The 17,515-nt window shown below is 62.0% G+C and carries 17 protein-coding genes; 12 read left to right on the forward strand and 5 right to left on the reverse strand.

Features of this window, described 5'->3' with window-relative positions; genetic code table 11:
• Positions 1-209 precede the first annotated feature (209 nt).
• On the reverse strand, positions 210-1,850 hold the full coding sequence (gene groL / locus ACFJIU_RS09480) for a chaperonin GroEL (RefSeq protein ID WP_129414757.1): 1,641 nt from the start codon (positions 1,848-1,850) through the stop codon (positions 210-212).
• Between the two features lie 63 nt (positions 1,851-1,913).
• The gene (gene groES, locus ACFJIU_RS09485) at positions 1,914-2,210 is read right to left on the reverse strand and encodes a co-chaperone GroES (protein ID WP_019173599.1); all 297 of its coding nucleotides are present in this window, start codon (positions 2,208-2,210) and stop codon (positions 1,914-1,916) included.
• A 270-nt stretch (positions 2,211-2,480) separates the two neighbouring features.
• On the opposite strand from groES, the gene ACFJIU_RS09490 reads away from it, so the two are divergent.
• The gene (locus ACFJIU_RS09490; protein ID WP_379070395.1) at positions 2,481-3,293 is read left to right on the forward strand and encodes a class I SAM-dependent methyltransferase; all 813 of its coding nucleotides are present in this window, start codon (positions 2,481-2,483) and stop codon (positions 3,291-3,293) included.
• Between the two features lies 1 nt (position 3,294).
• Here the strand turns inward: ACFJIU_RS09490 and ACFJIU_RS09495 are convergent, their stop codons facing one another.
• Positions 3,295-3,930 (reverse strand): TetR/AcrR family transcriptional regulator, encoded by a 636-nt coding sequence (locus ACFJIU_RS09495; protein WP_379070398.1) that lies wholly within the window; start codon positions 3,928-3,930, stop codon positions 3,295-3,297.
• A gap of 135 nt (positions 3,931-4,065) precedes the next feature.
• On the opposite strand from ACFJIU_RS09495, the gene ACFJIU_RS09500 reads away from it, so the two are divergent.
• The 8 genes from ACFJIU_RS09500 to ACFJIU_RS09535 all read left to right on the forward strand — a co-directional run bounded on the left by ACFJIU_RS09500 (position 4,066) and on the right by ACFJIU_RS09535 (position 13,133).
• On the forward strand, positions 4,066-5,250 hold the full coding sequence (locus ACFJIU_RS09500; RefSeq protein ID WP_379070401.1) for an MFS transporter: 1,185 nt from the start codon (positions 4,066-4,068) through the stop codon (positions 5,248-5,250).
• A gap of 14 nt (positions 5,251-5,264) precedes the next feature.
• A complete protein-coding gene (locus ACFJIU_RS09505) occupies positions 5,265-6,548 on the forward strand; it encodes a D-arabinono-1,4-lactone oxidase (protein WP_379070404.1) in 1,284 nt (427 codons plus the stop codon).
• Positions 6,548-7,696 carry an alanine racemase gene (locus ACFJIU_RS09510; RefSeq protein WP_379070407.1) on the forward strand — a complete coding sequence of 383 codons (1,149 nt, stop codon included), beginning with the start codon at positions 6,548-6,550 and terminating at the stop codon, positions 7,694-7,696. Before ACFJIU_RS09505 ends, ACFJIU_RS09510 begins: the two co-directional genes overlap by 1 nt.
• A gap of 114 nt (positions 7,697-7,810) precedes the next feature.
• Positions 7,811-8,746 carry a GNAT family N-acetyltransferase gene (locus tag ACFJIU_RS09515; RefSeq protein ID WP_379070410.1) on the forward strand — a complete coding sequence of 312 codons (936 nt, stop codon included), beginning with the start codon at positions 7,811-7,813 and terminating at the stop codon, positions 8,744-8,746.
• A 167-nt stretch (positions 8,747-8,913) separates the two neighbouring features.
• Positions 8,914-9,438, forward strand: coding sequence for an OsmC family protein (locus ACFJIU_RS09520; protein ID WP_379070413.1), 525 nt, complete (start codon positions 8,914-8,916; stop codon positions 9,436-9,438).
• Positions 9,439-9,710: 272 nt separating this feature from the next.
• Entirely contained in the window at positions 9,711-10,148 is a 438-nt protein-coding gene (locus ACFJIU_RS09525) for a MarR family winged helix-turn-helix transcriptional regulator (protein ID WP_379070416.1), read from the forward strand.
• Positions 10,145-11,326: an efflux RND transporter periplasmic adaptor subunit gene (locus ACFJIU_RS09530; RefSeq protein WP_379070419.1), complete on the forward strand. Its 1,182-nt coding sequence runs from the start codon at positions 10,145-10,147 to the stop codon at positions 11,324-11,326. Before ACFJIU_RS09525 ends, ACFJIU_RS09530 begins: the two co-directional genes overlap by 4 nt.
• A 274-nt stretch (positions 11,327-11,600) precedes the next feature.
• Entirely contained in the window at positions 11,601-13,133 is a 1,533-nt protein-coding gene (locus tag ACFJIU_RS09535) for a DHA2 family efflux MFS transporter permease subunit (protein WP_379070421.1), read from the forward strand.
• Between the two features lie 76 nt (positions 13,134-13,209).
• Here the strand turns inward: ACFJIU_RS09535 and ACFJIU_RS09540 are convergent, their stop codons facing one another.
• Positions 13,210-13,731 (reverse strand): CAP domain-containing protein, encoded by a 522-nt coding sequence (locus ACFJIU_RS09540; protein ID WP_379070424.1) that lies wholly within the window; start codon positions 13,729-13,731, stop codon positions 13,210-13,212.
• A 182-nt stretch (positions 13,732-13,913) separates the two neighbouring features.
• On the opposite strand from ACFJIU_RS09540, the gene ACFJIU_RS09545 reads away from it, so the two are divergent.
• Positions 13,914-14,732 (forward strand): DUF2189 domain-containing protein, encoded by an 819-nt coding sequence (locus ACFJIU_RS09545; RefSeq protein WP_379070427.1) that lies wholly within the window; start codon positions 13,914-13,916, stop codon positions 14,730-14,732.
• Positions 14,733-14,747: 15 nt separating this feature from the next.
• On the opposite strand, the gene ACFJIU_RS09550 is transcribed toward ACFJIU_RS09545, so the two are convergent.
• The gene (locus tag ACFJIU_RS09550) at positions 14,748-15,332 is read right to left on the reverse strand and encodes a LysE family translocator (protein ID WP_379073028.1); all 585 of its coding nucleotides are present in this window, start codon (positions 15,330-15,332) and stop codon (positions 14,748-14,750) included.
• Positions 15,333-15,632: 300 nt separating this feature from the next.
• On the opposite strand from ACFJIU_RS09550, the gene ACFJIU_RS09555 reads away from it, so the two are divergent.
• Complete coding sequence (locus ACFJIU_RS09555) at positions 15,633-16,493, forward strand: TIGR01459 family HAD-type hydrolase (protein ID WP_379070430.1); 861 nt, start codon at positions 15,633-15,635, stop codon at positions 16,491-16,493.
• Positions 16,494-16,503: 10 nt separating this feature from the next.
• On the forward strand, positions 16,504-17,487 hold the full coding sequence (locus ACFJIU_RS09560; protein ID WP_379070433.1) for a bifunctional riboflavin kinase/FAD synthetase: 984 nt from the start codon (positions 16,504-16,506) through the stop codon (positions 17,485-17,487).
• The last annotated feature ends 28 nt before the right edge of the window (positions 17,488-17,515 follow it).

Raw genomic sequence — 17,515 nt, forward strand, 5'->3', positions numbered from 1 at the left:
AAAAAGGGCGGCATTTCTGCCGCCCTTCGTAGGCTTGAGCCGTTTGGCTGGGCTTAGAAGTCCATGCCGCCACTCAAGCCCGCTTGCGGGCTTGAGTATTGTCAGCTCATGGGCGTGCTTTATGGATTTTCTTAGAAATCCATGCCGCCACTCAAGCCCGCTTGCGGGCTTGAGCATTGTCAGCTCATGGGCGTGCTTTATGGATTTTCTTAGAAATCCATGCCGCCCATGCCGCCCATGCCGCCAGGCATGGCCGGAGCCGGAGCGTCCTTCTTCGGAGCTTCGGCGATCATGGCCTCGGTGGTGACCAGCAGGCCGGCAACCGAAGCGGCGTCCTGCAGAGCGGTGCGGACAACCTTGACCGGATCGACGATACCGAAAGCGATCATGTCGCCGTATTCGCCGGTCTGGGCATTGTAGCCGTAGGTCGCGCCCTTGTTCTCGAGCACCTTGCCGGCGACGATCGAAGCTTCAGCGCCTGCATTCGAGGCGATCTGACGGATCGGAGCCTGAAGGGCGCGACGGACGATCGCGATGCCAGCAGCCTGGTCGGCGTTGATGCCGGCCGACTTGATGGCCTGGGTGGCGCGCAGCAGGGCGACGCCGCCGCCCGCAACGATGCCTTCTTCCACCGCAGCGCGGGTGGCGTTCAGGGCGTCGTCGACGCGGTCCTTCTTTTCCTTCACTTCCACTTCGGTCGCACCGCCGACGCGGATGACGGCAACGCCGCCAGCCAGCTTGGCGAGACGCTCCTGGAGCTTCTCACGGTCGTAGTCCGAGGTGGTCTCTTCGATCTGCTGCTTGATCTGGGCAACGCGGCCCTGGATCTCGGCCTTCTTGCCGGCGCCGTCGACGATCGTGGTGTTCTCCTTCTCGATACGCACCTTCTTGGCCCGGCCGAGCATGTTGAGCGTCACGCTTTCGAGCTTGATGCCGAGGTCTTCCGAGATGACCTGGCCACCGGTGAGGATGGCGATGTCTTCCAGCATGGCCTTGCGGCGATCGCCGAAGCCCGGAGCCTTGACGGCAGCGATCTTCAGGCCGCCACGCAGCTTGTTGACGACCAGCGTGGCCAGGGCCTCGCCTTCGACGTCTTCCGAGATGATGAGGAGCGGCTTGGAGGTCTGCACGACGGCCTCGAGAACCGGGAGCATGGCCTGAAGGTTGGACAGCTTCTTCTCGTGCAGGAGGATGTAGGCGTCCTCGAGCTCGGCGATCATCTTGTCCGGGTTGGTGATGAAGTACGGCGACAGGTAGCCGCGGTCGAACTGCATGCCTTCGACGACTTCCAGCTCGGTCTCGGCGGTCTTGGCTTCCTCAACGGTGATGACACCTTCGTTGCCGACCTTCTGCATCGCTTCGGCGATCATCTTGCCGACCGACTCGTCGCCGTTGGCCGAGATGGTGCCGACCTGCGCGACTTCCTCGGAGGTCTTGATCTTCTTCGAAGCCTTGCCGAGGGCGGCAACGACTTCAACCACGGCGAGGTCGATACCGCGCTTCAGGTCCATCGGGTTCATGCCGGCGGCAACCGACTTGGCGCCTTCCTGCACGATCGCCTGGGCGAGAACGGTCGCGGTCGTGGTGCCGTCGCCGGCGATGTCGTTGGTCTTCGAAGCGACTTCGCGGACCATCTGGGCGCCCATGTTCTCGAACTTGTCCTCAAGTTCGATTTCCTTGGCGACGGTGACGCCGTCCTTGGTGATGCGCGGAGCGCCGAACGACTTGTCGATGACGACGTTGCGGCCCTTCGGACCGAGGGTGACCTTCACCGCGTCGGCGAGGATGTTGACGCCGCGCAGCATGCGCTCGCGGGCATCACGGGAGAATTTTACTTCTTTAGCAGCCATTTTTTACTCCTGGGCTTAAGCGCCCGAAATCAAGATTGGATGGTGCGGATGAGACGCCGGTGATCAGCCGATGATGCCCATGATGTCGGATTCCTTCATGATCAGAAGGTCTTCGCCATTGAGCTTCACTTCGGTGCCCGACCACTTTCCGAACAGGACGCGGTCGCCGGCCTTGACATCCAGCGGAACCAGCTTGCCGGCCTCGTCACGAGCGCCCGAGCCGACGGCGATGACTTCGCCTTCCTGCGGCTTTTCCTTGGCGGTGTCGGGGATGATGATCCCGCCAGCCGTCTTTTCTTCGGATTCAACCCGGCGAACGACCACGCGGTCATGAAGCGGGCGGAACTTCGACTTTGCCATTTGATTTCCTCGGTGCGAAAGGTGAGAAAGAATTTCCTCCGTCCGGCCCTGCCGGACCTTCGGTTAGCACTCTCTGTGGGTGAGTGCTAACGTGGCGGTGAGATAATCCCGCCCATCATGAGAGTCAAGGTGCGGCGCGGCATCTGGCCGCATGAAATCGGTGTTTTGTCCCGGCTGCAGTCGTCCCTGCAGCATGCTCGCCGGCCACACCGATCCAGCATGAGCAAAATATGCTAATCTCACGCCATCCATGAACGGCGGGTGATGGCCATGCCTAATGCGGACCAGGTCTTCGCGGGCTCAATACCGGAAAACTATGATCGCCACATGGTGCCGTTGATTTTTGAGCCATATGCCGTGGATCTCGCACGACGCATTGTTTCCCTCTCGCCCGGCGCTGTTTTGGAAATCGCTGCTGGCACCGGAGCGGTCACCCGCGCGCTGGCGCCACAATTGTCTCCTGACGCCAGATATGTGGTGACCGATCTCAACCAGCCGATGCTGGACTACGCTGCCTCGAGGCAAGGGCCAGACAGCCGTGTCACCTGGCTGCAGGCAGACGCCCTGGCGTTGCCTTTCGCGGATGCCGCCTTCGATCTCGTTTGCTGTCAATTCGGGGCGATGTTCTTCCCAGACCGCGTCGCGGCCTATCGCGAGGCAAAACGCGTGCTGAGGCCCGGTGGGCATTTCCTGTTCAGCGTATGGGATCGCATCGAGGAGAATGTTCTTGCGAATGATGTGACGAACGCTCTCGCCCAAGTTTTTCCAGACGACCCACCGCGTTTCCTGGCACGCACGCCACACGGCTATCACGACAAGGAACAGATCCGCCGTGACGTGGAGCGCGCGGGGTTCTCTCGCGTCGAAATCGATACAAGGGCGGAGCAGAGCCGTGCATCCTCGCCGCTGCTTCCCGCCGTCGCCTATTGCAAGGGAACCGTGCTGCGCACGGAAATCGAGGCCAGGGATGCAGGAAAACTGGACGCTGCCACCGACCATGTCGCAAGGGTGATTGCGGAAAGGCATGGGCAGGGTGAGGTTGCCGCCAAGATCCAGGCCCACATCGTCGTGGCCACGGCCTGATCTAGTCGAAAAATGCGCGCAACTGGCCGTGAATGATCGATTTGTAATCGTCGATCGTGCGTTGTCCCTGCATTCCATCCTGTGTCAGCGCCAATCGCACGACGCCACCGGCGAGCTGGAAGAACAGGAACACCATGCGCCTGAATTCCTCCTGCCGCTGTGCTTTCAACAGATGGAAGACCTTGTCGCAGAAGATGTTCGCCTGGTGATGTGTTTCGGCGATGTCGAGATTCTGCAGTGCCTTGTCGGCCTGGATGGCATGCTGCAGATCCAGGATGGCGGGATCGCCAGCGACGCGTTCGTAGTAGTCGTCGAGCATCCTGTCTGAAGCCGCGATCATGCTTTCCAGCCCGTCGATGCCGGCAGCGATATCCCGCTGTCGCGTGCGCGTGACCTCCGAGAAGCGTTCGTAAAGCGTGGCCAGGATCGCCGATTTGTTCGGGAAATAGTGATAGACGGTGGCAATCGGGCCGCCCGCCAGCGCGCCGACTTCTTTCATGGTGACGGCGTCGATACCTTTTTCGCCGATCAGCCGCTTGGCGGTGGCCAGGATGGCATCGATGCGCTCGCGGCTGCGCTCCTGCTTCGGCCGGCGCCGCAACTGCGACCCGGCGGCTGTAGGCTTGGGCTGTTTCATGAGCCGGCTGTCCACACTCTGATGGATCCTCGTCACCAAATCCGCATTGACAAGAAAGATGATTATGTATCAGTTTTCAAGATGCTGATTGATTGTCAGCTTTTGGCTTGAGGCAACGGACGTTGGGAGGCGCCTGTGGACTCGACGAATTCCGCGCATGCTGCAGACGGAGACTGGCTCGTTGGCAATCCGACACAACGGCAGCTCGCCGCAGCTTTGTGGATCGGTTCGGTTGGCCTGCTTGTTCTCGGGCTGCAGCCGGTTCTGCTCGGCGCGCTCTTCACGCAAGGCCATGTCAGCGGCGATGAGCTGGCCCTGGTGGCAACCGCGGAGCTGATCACCATCGGTATCGGCTCGGCTGTCGTGGCAATGGCGCTCCCGGCGCGCAACATGCGCGGGAAGAGCACGATCCTGCTCTTGCTCCTGGCGCTGGCCAATGTGTGGACAGCCTATGCTGCGAGCGCGAACACGCTGATTGCTGCTCGCGCCTTGGCTGGCTTGGCCGAAGGCGGCCTGGTGGCGGTGGCGACCGAACTGATCGCGCGCTCGCGCAGAGCGGAGCGCATCGGCGGTTATTTCGTGTCGCTGCAGACCCTGGCCCAATGCGTTCTGGCGCTGTTGCTGGCACTCGCCGTGATCCCGGCCTCTGGTGCAGGCGGCGGGTTCGTCACGCTGGCTGTGGTCTGCGTGCTCTCACTCGCGGTTGCCCGTGCGGTGCCGGATGACTATGCGGACCTTCCAAAAGACGAGCGTTTCTCGAATGTGCTGACGCCTGGCGCCATCACCGCGCTGCTTTCCATCTTCTGCTACTTCATGTTCTTCGGTTCGGTGTGGGCCTTCCTGGAGCCGCTCGGCGCACAATATGGCATCGACGGCCGCACGGTCGGTCTGATCGTCTCGGCCAGTCTCGCCGCGCAGATACTCGGTGCGATGACGGCAACCGTCTTCGAGGCGCGCATCGACTATCGGCTCGCTATCGTGAGTGTCGGGGTGGTTGCCGTGCTTGCCTGCACGGTTCTGGCCAGTGGTCCGGCCTTGACCACCTTCTGGGCAGCCGCGCTGGCCATGGGTTTCATCCTGCTCTTCATCGTTCCCTACCAGATACGGTTGGCCATCACTTCCGACGAGACCCGCACGGCGGCGCTGCTGGTTCCGGCAGCGCAACTGTTCGGGCTGGCACTCGGGCCGGTCGCTGCCTCATTGCTCATCGACGAAGGCGATTTCCGTGCCGTGCCGGAATTCGCCGCGGCCAGCGTCATTGCCTCCGTGGTTCTGCTTGGTCTGTTTGTCGCTCTGTCGCGTCGCCGCGCAGCGGCCTGAAGCGGGGATCGCTTATGATCAAGCCGATGCGCTGGATGAACTGGTCGGGCTTTGTCGCAGGCTTTCCGCAGCAGATATCGACCCCAGAGAGCCTCGACGGCGTCGCCGAGGCGGTGAAGACCGCACCAGGTCCGCTCCGCGTCGTCGGGGCAGGGCACTCCTTCACGCCACTTGCCAGTACCGACGGCACAATGCTGTCGCTGGAAAAGTTCGAAGGGCTGGTTTCGCATGACAAGGCCGCCGCCGTCGCGCGCGTTCGTGCCGGTACCAGGCTCGGTTCGCTGATGCAGCAGCTGCAGGAGGTCGGCCAGGGTCTGCCCAATATGGGCGACATCGACAAGCAGGCAATCGGCGGTGCGCTCGGCACCGCGACGCACGGATCGGGCCGCATGCTCGGTGCCTATCACACGCAGCTCCAGGCGACACAGTTCATCGACGGGCGAGGCGAGTTGCGCGAACTGACGCTGGAGAAGGATCGCGACATGATCCATGCCACAGGTGTGGCGCTCGGAAGCTTCGGAGTGTTGACGGAAGTCGCGTTGAAGAACATCCCGACCTACAGACTGCACCGGCGCAAATGGGTACTGCCGATCAAGGAAATGCTGGCGCAGTTCGAGCCGATGATGGGCGCGCACCGGTCCGCCGAATTCTACTATGTTCCCTTTTCGGGCCATGCGCAGTTCATCGCGAGCGACCTGTCAGACAAGCCGGTCAGCCCAAGACCGCCGGAAGAAGATGAGGAAGGCCTGGCTACGCTGCGCAAGCTGCGCACGGCGCTGCGTTGGGCACCGTGGCTACGCGGATTGATCATCCGCTCCGTCATGGCCAGGTTGCCGGCGGAGGATTACGTGCAGGATTGGCTCAATGTCTATGCCAGCGACCGCCGCACCCGTTTCAACGAAATGGAATATCACCTGCCTTTCGAGGAAGGACCCAAGGCGTTGGCCGAAATCATCGAGCTGACGGAAAAGCACTTTCCGGAGGTCTATTTCCCGATGGAGGTCCGTTCTGTCGCTGCCGATGAATTCTGGCTGAGCCCCTTCTACAGGCGGCCGACCTGCTCGATTGCGATCCATCATGATGCAGCCAGCGATCCGCTGCCCTTCATGCACGCGGCGGAGCCGATTTTCCGCAAATATGGCGGGCGGCCGCATTGGGGAAAGATGCACGGCCTGAAGGCTGCGGATTTCCAGGCGCTCTATCCGCGCTGGAACGATGCGATGGACGTGCGCCGCGACATCGACCCGCATGGTCGTTTCGTTTCGCCTTACATGGCAGACCTGTTCGGGTTGACGTGATGGATGGCTATTTTCAGACCATGACGGCGGCGTTGCGCGAAGCCGGCCTGTTCAGGCCCAGCCTTGTGCTGGACCGCGATCGGCTCGACGGCAATGTTTCGCTGACCCGGCAGAAGCTGGCGCCTGAACTCGCGCTCCGGCTGGTCGACAAGTCGCTGGCTTGCCTGCCACTGCTTTCGCGCGTTGCCGATGCCTTGGGCTCATCGCGGTTCATGACCTTCCACCTCCCGATCAGCGAGGCCGTTCTCAAGGCCTTTCCAAAGGCGGACCTGCTGTTCGGCAAGCCGATGCCGATCGAAGCGGCCCGGCAGGCTCTCGCGCGCAAGGACGATGACTGGAGGCGCGTCTGCTGGCTGATCGACACGGAAGCGCGGCTTGAGCAATATAGGGTGATGGCCGAGGCGCTGGGCTGTGAGCTGCGCATTGCCTTCGAGGTTGATATCGGCCTGCATCGCGGCGGCATTGCTGAACCGGGGGCGCTGTCCCTGGCGCTGCAGCGGGTACGCCAGCATCCCTTGCTGCGCTGCGAAGGTATCATGGGCTACGAGGCGCATGCGCCACATATTCCGAACCTGTTCGGTGGGCCGGAAAAAGCGTTGGCGCAATCGGTCGCCGCATTCCAGGCTTTCGTCGCTTGTCTCGGGCCCGGCGAGCGGCAGATCCTGAACACCGGTGGCTCGAAAACCGCGCTGCTGCATGGGGCGCGGACGCAGGCGAACGAAGTGTCGATCGGTTCGGCATTCGTGCTGCCGAGCGACTTCGATACCGCTGGCCTTGCCGGCTTCCGGCCGGCGGCGTTCATCGCGACGCCGGTGTTGAAGGTGGTGGAAGCGCAACTGCCGGGCCCGGCTTTCGTCGGCCGGGCGCTGCAAATGCTTGGCCGTTTTCCACATCGCGGCTGCTACATCTATGGCGGCAAGTGGATGGCGAAGCCGGCCTTTCCCGAAGGAGCACGGGAGGAGGCTACACTCGGTCAGTCCTCCAACCAGCAGTTCATGGCACTGCCAGCCGATGCGATGCTCCAGCCGGACGATTTTTTCTTTCTGCGTCCCACACAGTCCGAATTCGTCCTGCAGCAGTTCGGCACCATCGCAGTGTTTTCGCAAGGACATGTCATCGAACAATGGCCGGTTTTGCCGGTGGGTTGACGCCGTCGCCATGAAAAGTCCCGTGACAGGGCTTGATGGTTGCCTCAAGCATTTATATATTTGACTAAGTCAACAATTCCGTTGACGCAGTCCACTGATGCCATCGAGGTTCCCATGTCTGCTTTCTCCAGCCCGAATGACGAGCAGGTTGCCTGCGTGCGCGCCTTCAACCGCTTTTACACGCGTCAGATCGGCCTGCTGGAGGAGGTGCTGTTGAAGAGCCCGTTTTCACTGAGCGAGGCGCGGGTGCTGTTCGACCTGGCCCAGCGCGACGGCCAGAGCGCCGCAGAGCTCGGACGTGAGCTTGGGCTCGATGCCGGCTATCTCAGCCGCATGCTCAAGAAGTTCGAGGAACGCGGGTTGGTGCTGCGTCAGGCGCAGGCTGACGATGCCAGGCAATCGGCAATCGCGCTGACCGATGCGGGCAGGCGGACATTCGCCGGCCTGGATGAAGCCTCCAGCAATGAAGTCAGCACGATGCTGGACCGGCTGCCAGCTGAGCGTCGCGAGACGCTGGTGACGGCGATGATGACGATCATGCGGCTGTTGGGTGATGAGACTGAGCCCAAGGTGCCCTATATCCTGCGGCCGCTGCAGACTGGTGATGTCGGCTGGATCACCCACCGGCAAGGCCTGCTTTACGCGCAGGAGCATGGCTGGGACGAAACCTATGAGGCGTTGGTTGCCGAAATCCTGGTCGGTTTCGTCAGGGCGTATGACCCGAAGAAAGAGCGTGCCTGGGTCGCGGAGCGCAATGGAGAGGTGGTTGGGTCGATCTTCGCCGTGCACCAATCCGACGACGTGGCGAAGCTCAGGCTGCTTTACGTCGAGCCATCCGCGCGCGGACTTGGCATCGGCAGGCGACTGGTGGATGAATGCATCGCATTCGCCCGCTCGCGAGGCTACAAGACGCTGACCTTGTGGACCAACGACATTCTTGTTGCCGCGCGACGCATCTATCAGGACGCAGGCTTCAAGCTGGCCAAGGAGGAGCGCCACACGTCCTTTGGCAAGGAACTGGTCGGCCAGATCTGGAACCTGGAGCTCTAGGCGGATCGAGTGCGTACGGTCCGGTTCGCAACATTGTTCCGTTCTTGCGGGAGCCAAGCGCATGACCGTACCCGCGCCGACCGCGTACGAGGCATCGCTTTGCTTTTCCCGCTCGAGCTGAAGCGCGACACTTCGAACATTCGATGCAGTCGGGCTGGAGATGAGTGATGGCTTTCCGTTTCAAGGACGTTTTCGACAACACGCAAAGTGCACTTGGCGCCGACGCCAGCCAGGCTACGGTTGCCTTCCAGGCGCGTTCCGAGCTTGCCGACGGGTTCCGTTCGAATGTGGCGATCCGCCAGTTCAGTGTCGCTGTCGACGAACCGCCTGCGCTGGCCGGTCAGGATACGGCCCCAAACCCGGTCGAGTACATCCTGGCGGCGCTCGGTTCATGCCAGGAGATCACGTACCGCCTTTACGCTGACGCACTTGGCATTCCGCTCGACAGCGTGTCGGTGCAGTTGAGCGGCGATATCGACCTGCGCGGTTTCTTTAATGTCGACCCGGAGGTTCGGCCGGGCTATCAGCGCATCAGCGCCGAGGTCCACTTGGACAGCCCGGCCCCGGAAGCCGATATCGCCCGGCTCAAGGAAACCGTCGACCGCCATTGTCCTGTCCTCGATATTCTTCGCAACCCGACCCCGGTCGATTTGCGGCTCACCACGAAGGTGCGGCAGGTGGCGGCGGAGTAAGGCGCTAAGCTCAGCCAGCGAACTACCTGGCCTTAGTCCAGTTTGAGAATTTGTCAGGGTCGAGCTGCGAGGTTCGGCCCTTTTCCCATGCCGTCGTGCGTATGCCCTTCTGTCAGGATGTTCTCGTGTACGCGCATGGCTGTCATGCAAATTTGCCTGATCACGTCTTGTGTGACCGGCTTGAATAGTAAGCATGCTTATTATATCTCACGCTCATGACTTCGAACACGGAACATACGCTTGGCTTTCTGGTCCACACAGTGGGCCGGCTGTTGCGCAAGCGGCTGGAGCAGATGGCGATCGATACGCATCTTTCCGCCGCCCAGTGGCGGCTGCTGTTCTGGGTCGCGAAGGAAGAAGGCACGACCCAGGCCCGTATTGCCGAGTTTCTCGAAATCGAGCCGATCAGCGTTTCACGCATGCTCGATCGCATGGAGCAGGGCGGCTGGGTCGAACGCCGGGCTGATGTCAATGATCGTCGCGTGCGTGCGATTTTTCTGACCGAGCTCGGGCGGGAAGCCTTTGTCTACGTGAAGAGTTTTGTCGGTGAAGTCACCGAAGAAGCTTTCGCCGGCATATCGAAGGCCGACCAGAAGATCATCATGCAGGGGCTCGAGAGGGTCATCGAGAACCTGAACAACAACATAACGTCCTCCCAAGACGTTGAAGACGGCACCGAAGCCAAGACCTTAGAAAGTGCACCCCAATGAACGCCGTGTCCAAGATCGATGAGAAAGATGCTGCCAAGCTCGATATGGAACAGCCGACCCCGGCTGCCCAGCCGGCCATAGCAGCGCCGCCTCCGGTGGAAACGCTTGCGGTGCCGCAGAAGAAGAAGTCCCGCAGCCTTCGCTTCTTCCTGATGGTTTCGGTGCCGCTCATCCTGGTTGCGGCCGGCGGCTATTATTACGTGACCGGTGGTCGCTACGAAGAGACCGAAAACGCCAACCTGCAGCAGGCGACGCTTTCGATCGCTGCCAATGTTCCGGGCCGGATCGTCGAAGTGAATGTCGCCGACAACAAGCCGGTCAAAAAGGGCGACGTGCTGTTCGCCGTCGACCCCGAACCTTACAAGATAGCACTTGCACAGGCCGATGCTGCGGTTGCCAATGCACGGCTCGGTGTCGAGCAGTTGCGTTCCGCCTACAGGCAGGCCCAGGCCAAGGAATTGTCGGCGTCGAGCGAAGTCACCTACGCGCAGTCGCAATATGATCGTGCCGTCGATCTGGTGAAGAAGGGCATCAACCCGCAATCCACCCTCGACCAGACCCGCAATGACCTTGATAAGGCCAAGCAGGATCTCTCCGTCGCGGTCCAGGGCATCGACAGCGCCAAGGCAGCTCTTGACGGCAATCCCGATATTGTCACCGACCAGCATCCGACCGTGCTTGCAGCGCTTGCTGCACGCGACAAGGCTGCTTTCGACCTTTCCCAGGCGACGGTAAGGGCGCCCGATGATGGTGTTGCCTACAAAGCCGCGTCCTTCCGCGTTGGCCAGTATGTCGGCGTCGGCACGCCGCTGTTCGCGCTTGTCGAGACCGGCGACACCTGGATCGATGCCAACTTCAAGGAAACGCAGCTGACACGCATGAAGCCGGGTCAGAAGGCCGAGGTTGTGCTCGACACCTATCCGGACAAGACCTTCGAGGCGACGGTCCAGGCCATCGGAGCCGGTACCGGCGCGCAGTTCTCGCTGCTGCCGGCACAGAATGCCACCGGCAACTGGGTCAAGGTCACGCAGCGCATTCCCGTGCGCCTGCAGCTCGACGACAAGAATGCCGAGCTCGCGCTGCGCGCCGGCATGAGCGCTTCCGTCACCGTTGACACCGGGGTCTCGCGCGGTTTCGGCGGCCTGTTCGGCAAGGCTTTCGCGGGCGAGGTCAAGTAAGACGGCTCGATAGAGCCGGAACGCATTTTTACAAAGAGGATCGGTTTGCCGGCGGGCCGGCGCGGCAGGTGATGCAGGTTGGGGCGGTGCGGATGTGCCGTCAGGACGGATCATCCTTCGTCGCTACCCGCCAAGAGTTTCCGGGCGGCAGGCACTCACAAGCTGGGCGCCAACCGTTAACCCCCCAAAACGGCTGGCATCTTCCCCGAATTGGGTCGCCTGCCGCCCGGAAAGCCTTCAGGTCGCTGATCATTCCGCATTGGACGATATTGCCATGAGTGCAGATCAAACCTTTCGGGAAGTCCCGAACCGCGGATTGGCCACCGTCGCCATCATGGCGGCGACGGTCATGCAGGTGCTTGACACAACGATCGCCAACGTTGCGTTGCCGTCGATGTCGGGCGACCTCGGTGCTTCGCCCGATACCATCAACTGGGTGCTGACATCCTACATCGTCGCTGCGGCCATCGTCACGCCGATGACGGGGTGGCTGTCGGACAAGTTCGGGCGCAAGGAGCTGTTCCTTGGTTCGGTCGTCGGCTTCGTCGCCTTCTCGCTCCTGTGCGGTATCGCCTGGAGCCTGGAGACGATGGTGCTGTTCCGCCTGATGCAGGGCGTGTTCGGCGCGTCCATCGTGCCTTTGTCGCAGCTCTTCCTGATGGACATCAATCCCAAGGAGCGGCGCGGGCAGGCGATGGCGATCTGGGGTGCCGGCATCATGGTCGGCCCCGTGGTCGGTCCGACCTTGGGCGGCTGGTTGACCGACAGCTACAACTGGCGCTGGGTGTTCCTGATCAACCTGCCGGTCGGCATCATCGCCTTCCTCGGCATGGCCGCGTTCCTGCCAAGCATCCCGAAGCGCGTGCGGGGCTTCGATTTCTTCGGCTTCGCCATGTTGTCGCTCGGTGTCGGTGCGTTGCAGCTGATGCTGGATCGCGGGCCGGACGCAGACTGGTTTTCCTCGACCGAGATCTGGATCGAGACCGGACTGGCTTTGATCGGCTTCTGGGTATTCATCGTCCACACCGTCACCGCAGAACGGCCATTCATCGATGCCAAGATCTTCCGCGATCGCAATTTCGCGGCGGCGCTGGTGTTCATCTTCATCATCGGCGTTATCCTGCTCGCCGGCATGGCGCTGCTGCCGCCGATGCTGTCGGCAATCTTCGGTTATCCGACGGTGACGACAGGCATGGTGATGGCACCACGCGGCGTCGGCACCATGATCTCGATGCTTGCGGTCGGACGCCTGATGAAGATGGTCGATCCGAAAAAGCTGATCTTCATCGGCATGCTGCTCACAGCCTATTCATTCTACATGATGTCAGCCTTCACGCCGCAGATGGATGCCTGGCCAATCGTCACGTCGGGTATCGTCCAGGGCCTGGGGCTTGGTCTGGTGTTCGTGCCGATTTCGACCATGGCGTTTTCGACGCTCAATCCGGCCAATCTGCCGGACGCAACATCGCTGTTCACGCTGGTCCGCAATATCGGTTCCTCGATCGGCATCTCGGCGTTTACGGCGGTGCTGACGCAGAACACGCAGATCAATCACGTCGAATTGTCGGCCTTCATCAACCCATTCAATCCGAACTTGTGGCTTGCCAACCCCACCGCGGCGATGGGTGACCGGACCGCACTGTCGCAGGTCGATGGCCTGGTCAACATCCAGGCGCAGATGATCTCCTACGTCTCGGACTTCAAGCTGATGGCGCTCGTCACGGCATGCGCTATCCCGCTGCTGTTGCTGCTGCGATCGCCCAAACAGGCGCCGGCCGGTGGTGCACCGGCGGTGCATATGGACTAGGCAGTCGGGAATAGGCATCGGCAGTCGGGTAGAAACTTGTTGCAGCCGCGATAGTCGACCGCACTCCGACTGCCGACTACTTCCCCATCAGCAGCGCCCAGTAGCGCCAGTCCGGTCGCTTGGCGTCTGCCACATAGGCGAGGCCGAAGCGTGTGAAGCGTGGGTCGAGCATGTTGCGCCGGTGTGGCGGCGAGTTCATCCACATGTCGAACAGGCGGGCGAGGTCCATTCGGCCTTGCGCGATGTTTTCGGCGGCGGCCCCTTCAATCCCGTTGTCGGATACACGCGAGGCGAAATCCTTGCCCCAGCCGGTTGTGTGCTCCATGCGGCCGGCAGCCGCCATGTAGCGCGCCTGCTGCAGGGCAGCATGTTCGAGCTGCGAATCCGGTGCCATCGCCGGCAGTCCCGCGCTGGAGCGGATCTTTCCGACCAGTCCGGAGGCCGACGATGAAGCGCCGCCGCCTTCGCCGGTCGGGCGCACCGTGCCGCAGCCAGCGAGCGCGACGAGCAGTCCGCTGCCGGTGAGTGTCATGAAGGCACGGCGGGAAAGCCGGGGGATATGATCTGCCGATGATGAAGGGGTGAAAGAGGAGAGCATCAAATCTCCCATAAGGGTGATCATGGCTTTTAGCAGGCAGAGCGTGGCCGGCCTCAACAATCTGTGATGGCGGCAGCGCGACAATATCGGCGAAAACTGCTAGGATCCCTTCATTGATTGAGTGGCAGCCCCGGGCGGCCATCCTGGCGATGACCGCCCTCCAACCCGACGGGAGGAAGGTAATGGCCGGTTTTCACGTCATGGCAGGTGCGCATGGGCTTGAATTGCCCACGGTGCGCCGCATCACCATCTCGGATCTTTTCGATGCGCTGAAGCGCGGTGCCGAAGATTTCTGGGCCAAGCCGTCGCATTATGTCTTCCTGGGTCTGATCTATCCGATCGTCGGCCTGATCCTGACGGAATGGTCGTCCGGCACGAACGCGATCCAGCTCATCTATCCGCTGATGACCGGCTTTGCGCTGGTCGGCCCTTTTGCGGCTATCGGTCTCTACGAGATGTCGCGGCGGCGCGAGCGCGGTATGGATACATCCTGGAAGCGCGCTCTCGATGTGCGCCATTCGCCGGCGCTGCCGTCCATCGCGGTCATCGGTATCATGCTGATGGCGATTTTCCTGCTCTGGCTGTTCACCGCGCAGTCCATCTACACGGCTTATTTCGGCGAACGGCCGCCGGTGGCGATGGGTACCTTCATCCGTGATGTGCTGACCACCGGGCAGGGGCTTGGGCTAATCCTTTGGGGTAACCTCACCGGTTTCCTTTTCGCGCTGGTGGTGCTGGCCACGACGGTCATCGCTTTCCCGCTTCTGCTCGACCGCGATGTCGGCGTGGTCTCCGCCATCGACACCTCGGTGCGCGCGGTCGTCATGAACCCGGTGCCGATGCTGGCATGGGGCCTGATCGTGGCTGTGCTTCTGGTGATCGGCTCGATCCCGATCTTCGCCGGCCTCGCCATTGTCATGCCGATCCTTGGCCATGCCACCTGGCACCTCTATCGCAAGGTGGTCGAGCCGGAGCCAAGAGTTGACCGGCGCCCGATGTAACGATCTGATCGGCCTTCAGCGCTGGCTTTCGGTCGCCATCCGGACAGCCAGCGCGGCCAGCACCGTCCCCATCAGCCAGCGCTGGATGAGCATCCACAGCGGACGGCCAGCCAGGAACACCGCGATGGAGCCTGCCGTCACGGCAATGATGGCGTTGACCGACAGGCTGATCGAGATCTGGGTTACGCCCAGCACAAGAAGCTGCGACAGCACCTGGCCTTTTTCCGGATCAATGAACTGCGGCAGCAGCGAGAGATAAAGCACCGCGACCTTCGGATTCAAAAGGTTGGTCATCAATCCCATCATGAACAGCTTGCGTGGCCGGTCACGTGGAAGCTCGCGCACCTGGAAGGGCGAGCGACCGCCAGGCCTCAAGGCCTGCCAGGCAAGATAGAGCAGATAGAGCGCCCCGGCGAGCCGCAAGGCATCATAAGCATAAGGCACGGCAAGCAGCAGCGCGGTGATGCCGAATGCCGCGGAGAAAACATAAAACAGGAAGCCGACGGCAACGCCGCCCAGCGAAATCAAACCTGCCTTCGGCCCTTGCGAGAGCGAACGGGAGATCAGGTAGACCATGTTGGGACCGGGCGTCAGCACCATGCCGAGGCAGATCAACGCGAAAGCGATGTGATTGGCGGTATCGGGCACGGCTGTCCCCCAGGGAAAGACGCCAATCTGTCGGCGTCGGCGGAAACTGCATCTTTGCCGTGCGCGGCGCAAGGGCGCGTCCCGCCGGTTGATTGCGCCAGCGCGGGTTCCTCCTTTTGGCCACTGGCGGGTCGCGGCAAAAGCTGGTGACAGGCGGGGACGCTTCGGCTAATTCGGAGCCGTCCTGGCCGTGTCTGGTGCCCCAAACCGATGGCCGGAGACCCTAGACCGCGGCCTTTTTCCAGGGATGCCATGACGGACCTTTTAGAGACGATCGAGACGTTGACCGCTGTGTCAGGCCGCTACGATGCGCTGCTGTGCGACGTGTGGGGGGTGGTCCACAATGGCGAGACGCATTTCCCGGCGGCGGCGGCTGCCTTGGCCGAAGCGCGCAAGGCTGGTGTTGCGGTCGTGCTGATCACCAACTCGCCGCGCCGCAGTGCGGATGTGATCACTCAGATGCGGCTGATCGGCGTGCCGGACGGCGCTTTCGATCGTGTTGTCAGTTCCGGCGATGTCACGCGCGACCTGATCGCCGAGGGACCGCGCAAGGTGTTCCACCTCGGTCCCGACCGCGACATGAACATCTATGATGGGCTCGACGTGGAAATCTCCGAGGAATTCGAGGCGCAGGTGGTCGTCTGCACAGGCATGTTCGATGACGAGGCCGAGACACCGGAAGACTATGCGGAGATGCTGACCAGGCTGCGCGCCCGCAACCTGCCATTCATCTGCGCCAATCCCGACATCATCGTTGAGCGCGGCGAAAGGCTGATCTGGTGCGCCGGCGCGCTTGCTCGCGACTATGCGCAACTGGGCGGCCGCACGCTGATCGCCGGCAAGCCGCATGCGCCGATCTATGCTGCTGCGATGAAGGCCGCCGCGGAAGTGCTCCGCCGCGAAATTCCTCGCAGCCGTGCCCTGGCCATTGGCGACGGCATGATGACCGATGTGAAGGGTGGCGCCGACAATGGCTTCGATGTCCTCTACATCTCCGGCGGCATCCACGCACGTGACTATGGCGATCCGCTGCGGCCCGACCCGGTTCAGCTTGCTGCCTTCCTCGAAAAGCACGGCTATCGTCCGGTTGCCGTCATGCCGCGGCTGAAATAGGAAGGCCGGCATGAACAGGCCGTTCGAACGCATTGAAGGTGACACGGTGCTGCCGTCGCGACTGCGCGGCGGCGTTGTCGCAATCGGCAATTTCGACGGCGTTCATCGCGGTCATCAGGCCGTTCTGCAGCAGGCTCTCGACGAAGCGCAGCGGCGTGGCGTGCCGGCGCTGGTGCTGACTTTCGAGCCGCATCCGCGCACCGTCTTTCGGCCGGACGTGCCCTTGTTCGTGCTGACGCCGCCGCCGGTAAAAGCCAGATTGTTGTCCGATTTGGGCTTCGATGCGGTGATCGAGCAGGAATTCACGCATGAGTTCTCGCATCGTTCGGCGGAGTCCTTCATCACCGATATCCTCGAGCGCAATCTCGGCATTTCCTGCGCCGTCACAGGCTTCGACTTTCATTTCGGCAAGGACCGCCAGGGCGGTCCCGCCTTTCTCGCTGCCGCCGGCCAAAGCCTCGGCTTTGGCGTCGTGCAGGTCGAGGCGTTCTGCGATGAAGGCACGGAGGTCATCTCCTCGAGCCGGATCCGCGCCTTGCTCACGGAAGGCAAGCCTGAAGAGGCGGCGGGCCTGCTTGGCTACCGCATTACGGTCGAAAGCGAAGTGATCGGCGGGCAGCAGCTTGGCCGCACGCTCGGCTTTCCGACGGCAAACATGAGGCTTCCGCCACAAACAATTCTGAAGGAAGGCATTTATGCCGTCCGGTTCCGTCGACAGGACGGTTCGATCCACGACGGCGTCGCCAGTTTCGGCCGCCGCCCGACAGTGGACGACGATGGCGCGCCGCTGCTGGAAACCTTCCTGTTCGATTTCTCGGACAGCCTCTATGGTGAAACCTGCGAGGTTTCGCTGTTTGCCTACCTGCGCGGCGAGGTGAAGTTCGAAGGCCTCGATCCGCTGGTTGCCCAGATGAAGCATGACGAAGCGGAGGCGAGGGCGCTTCTGGCCGGTGTCAGGCCGCTGTCGGTCCTTGACGCCAAGATTGCGTTCTAGAACGTTGCGCGTCCCTGCGGACGCGCAA

Origin of the sequence: Mesorhizobium sp. UC74_2, from assembly GCF_042701485.1 — a bacterium.
Taxonomy (GTDB): domain Bacteria; phylum Pseudomonadota; class Alphaproteobacteria; order Rhizobiales; family Rhizobiaceae; genus Mesorhizobium.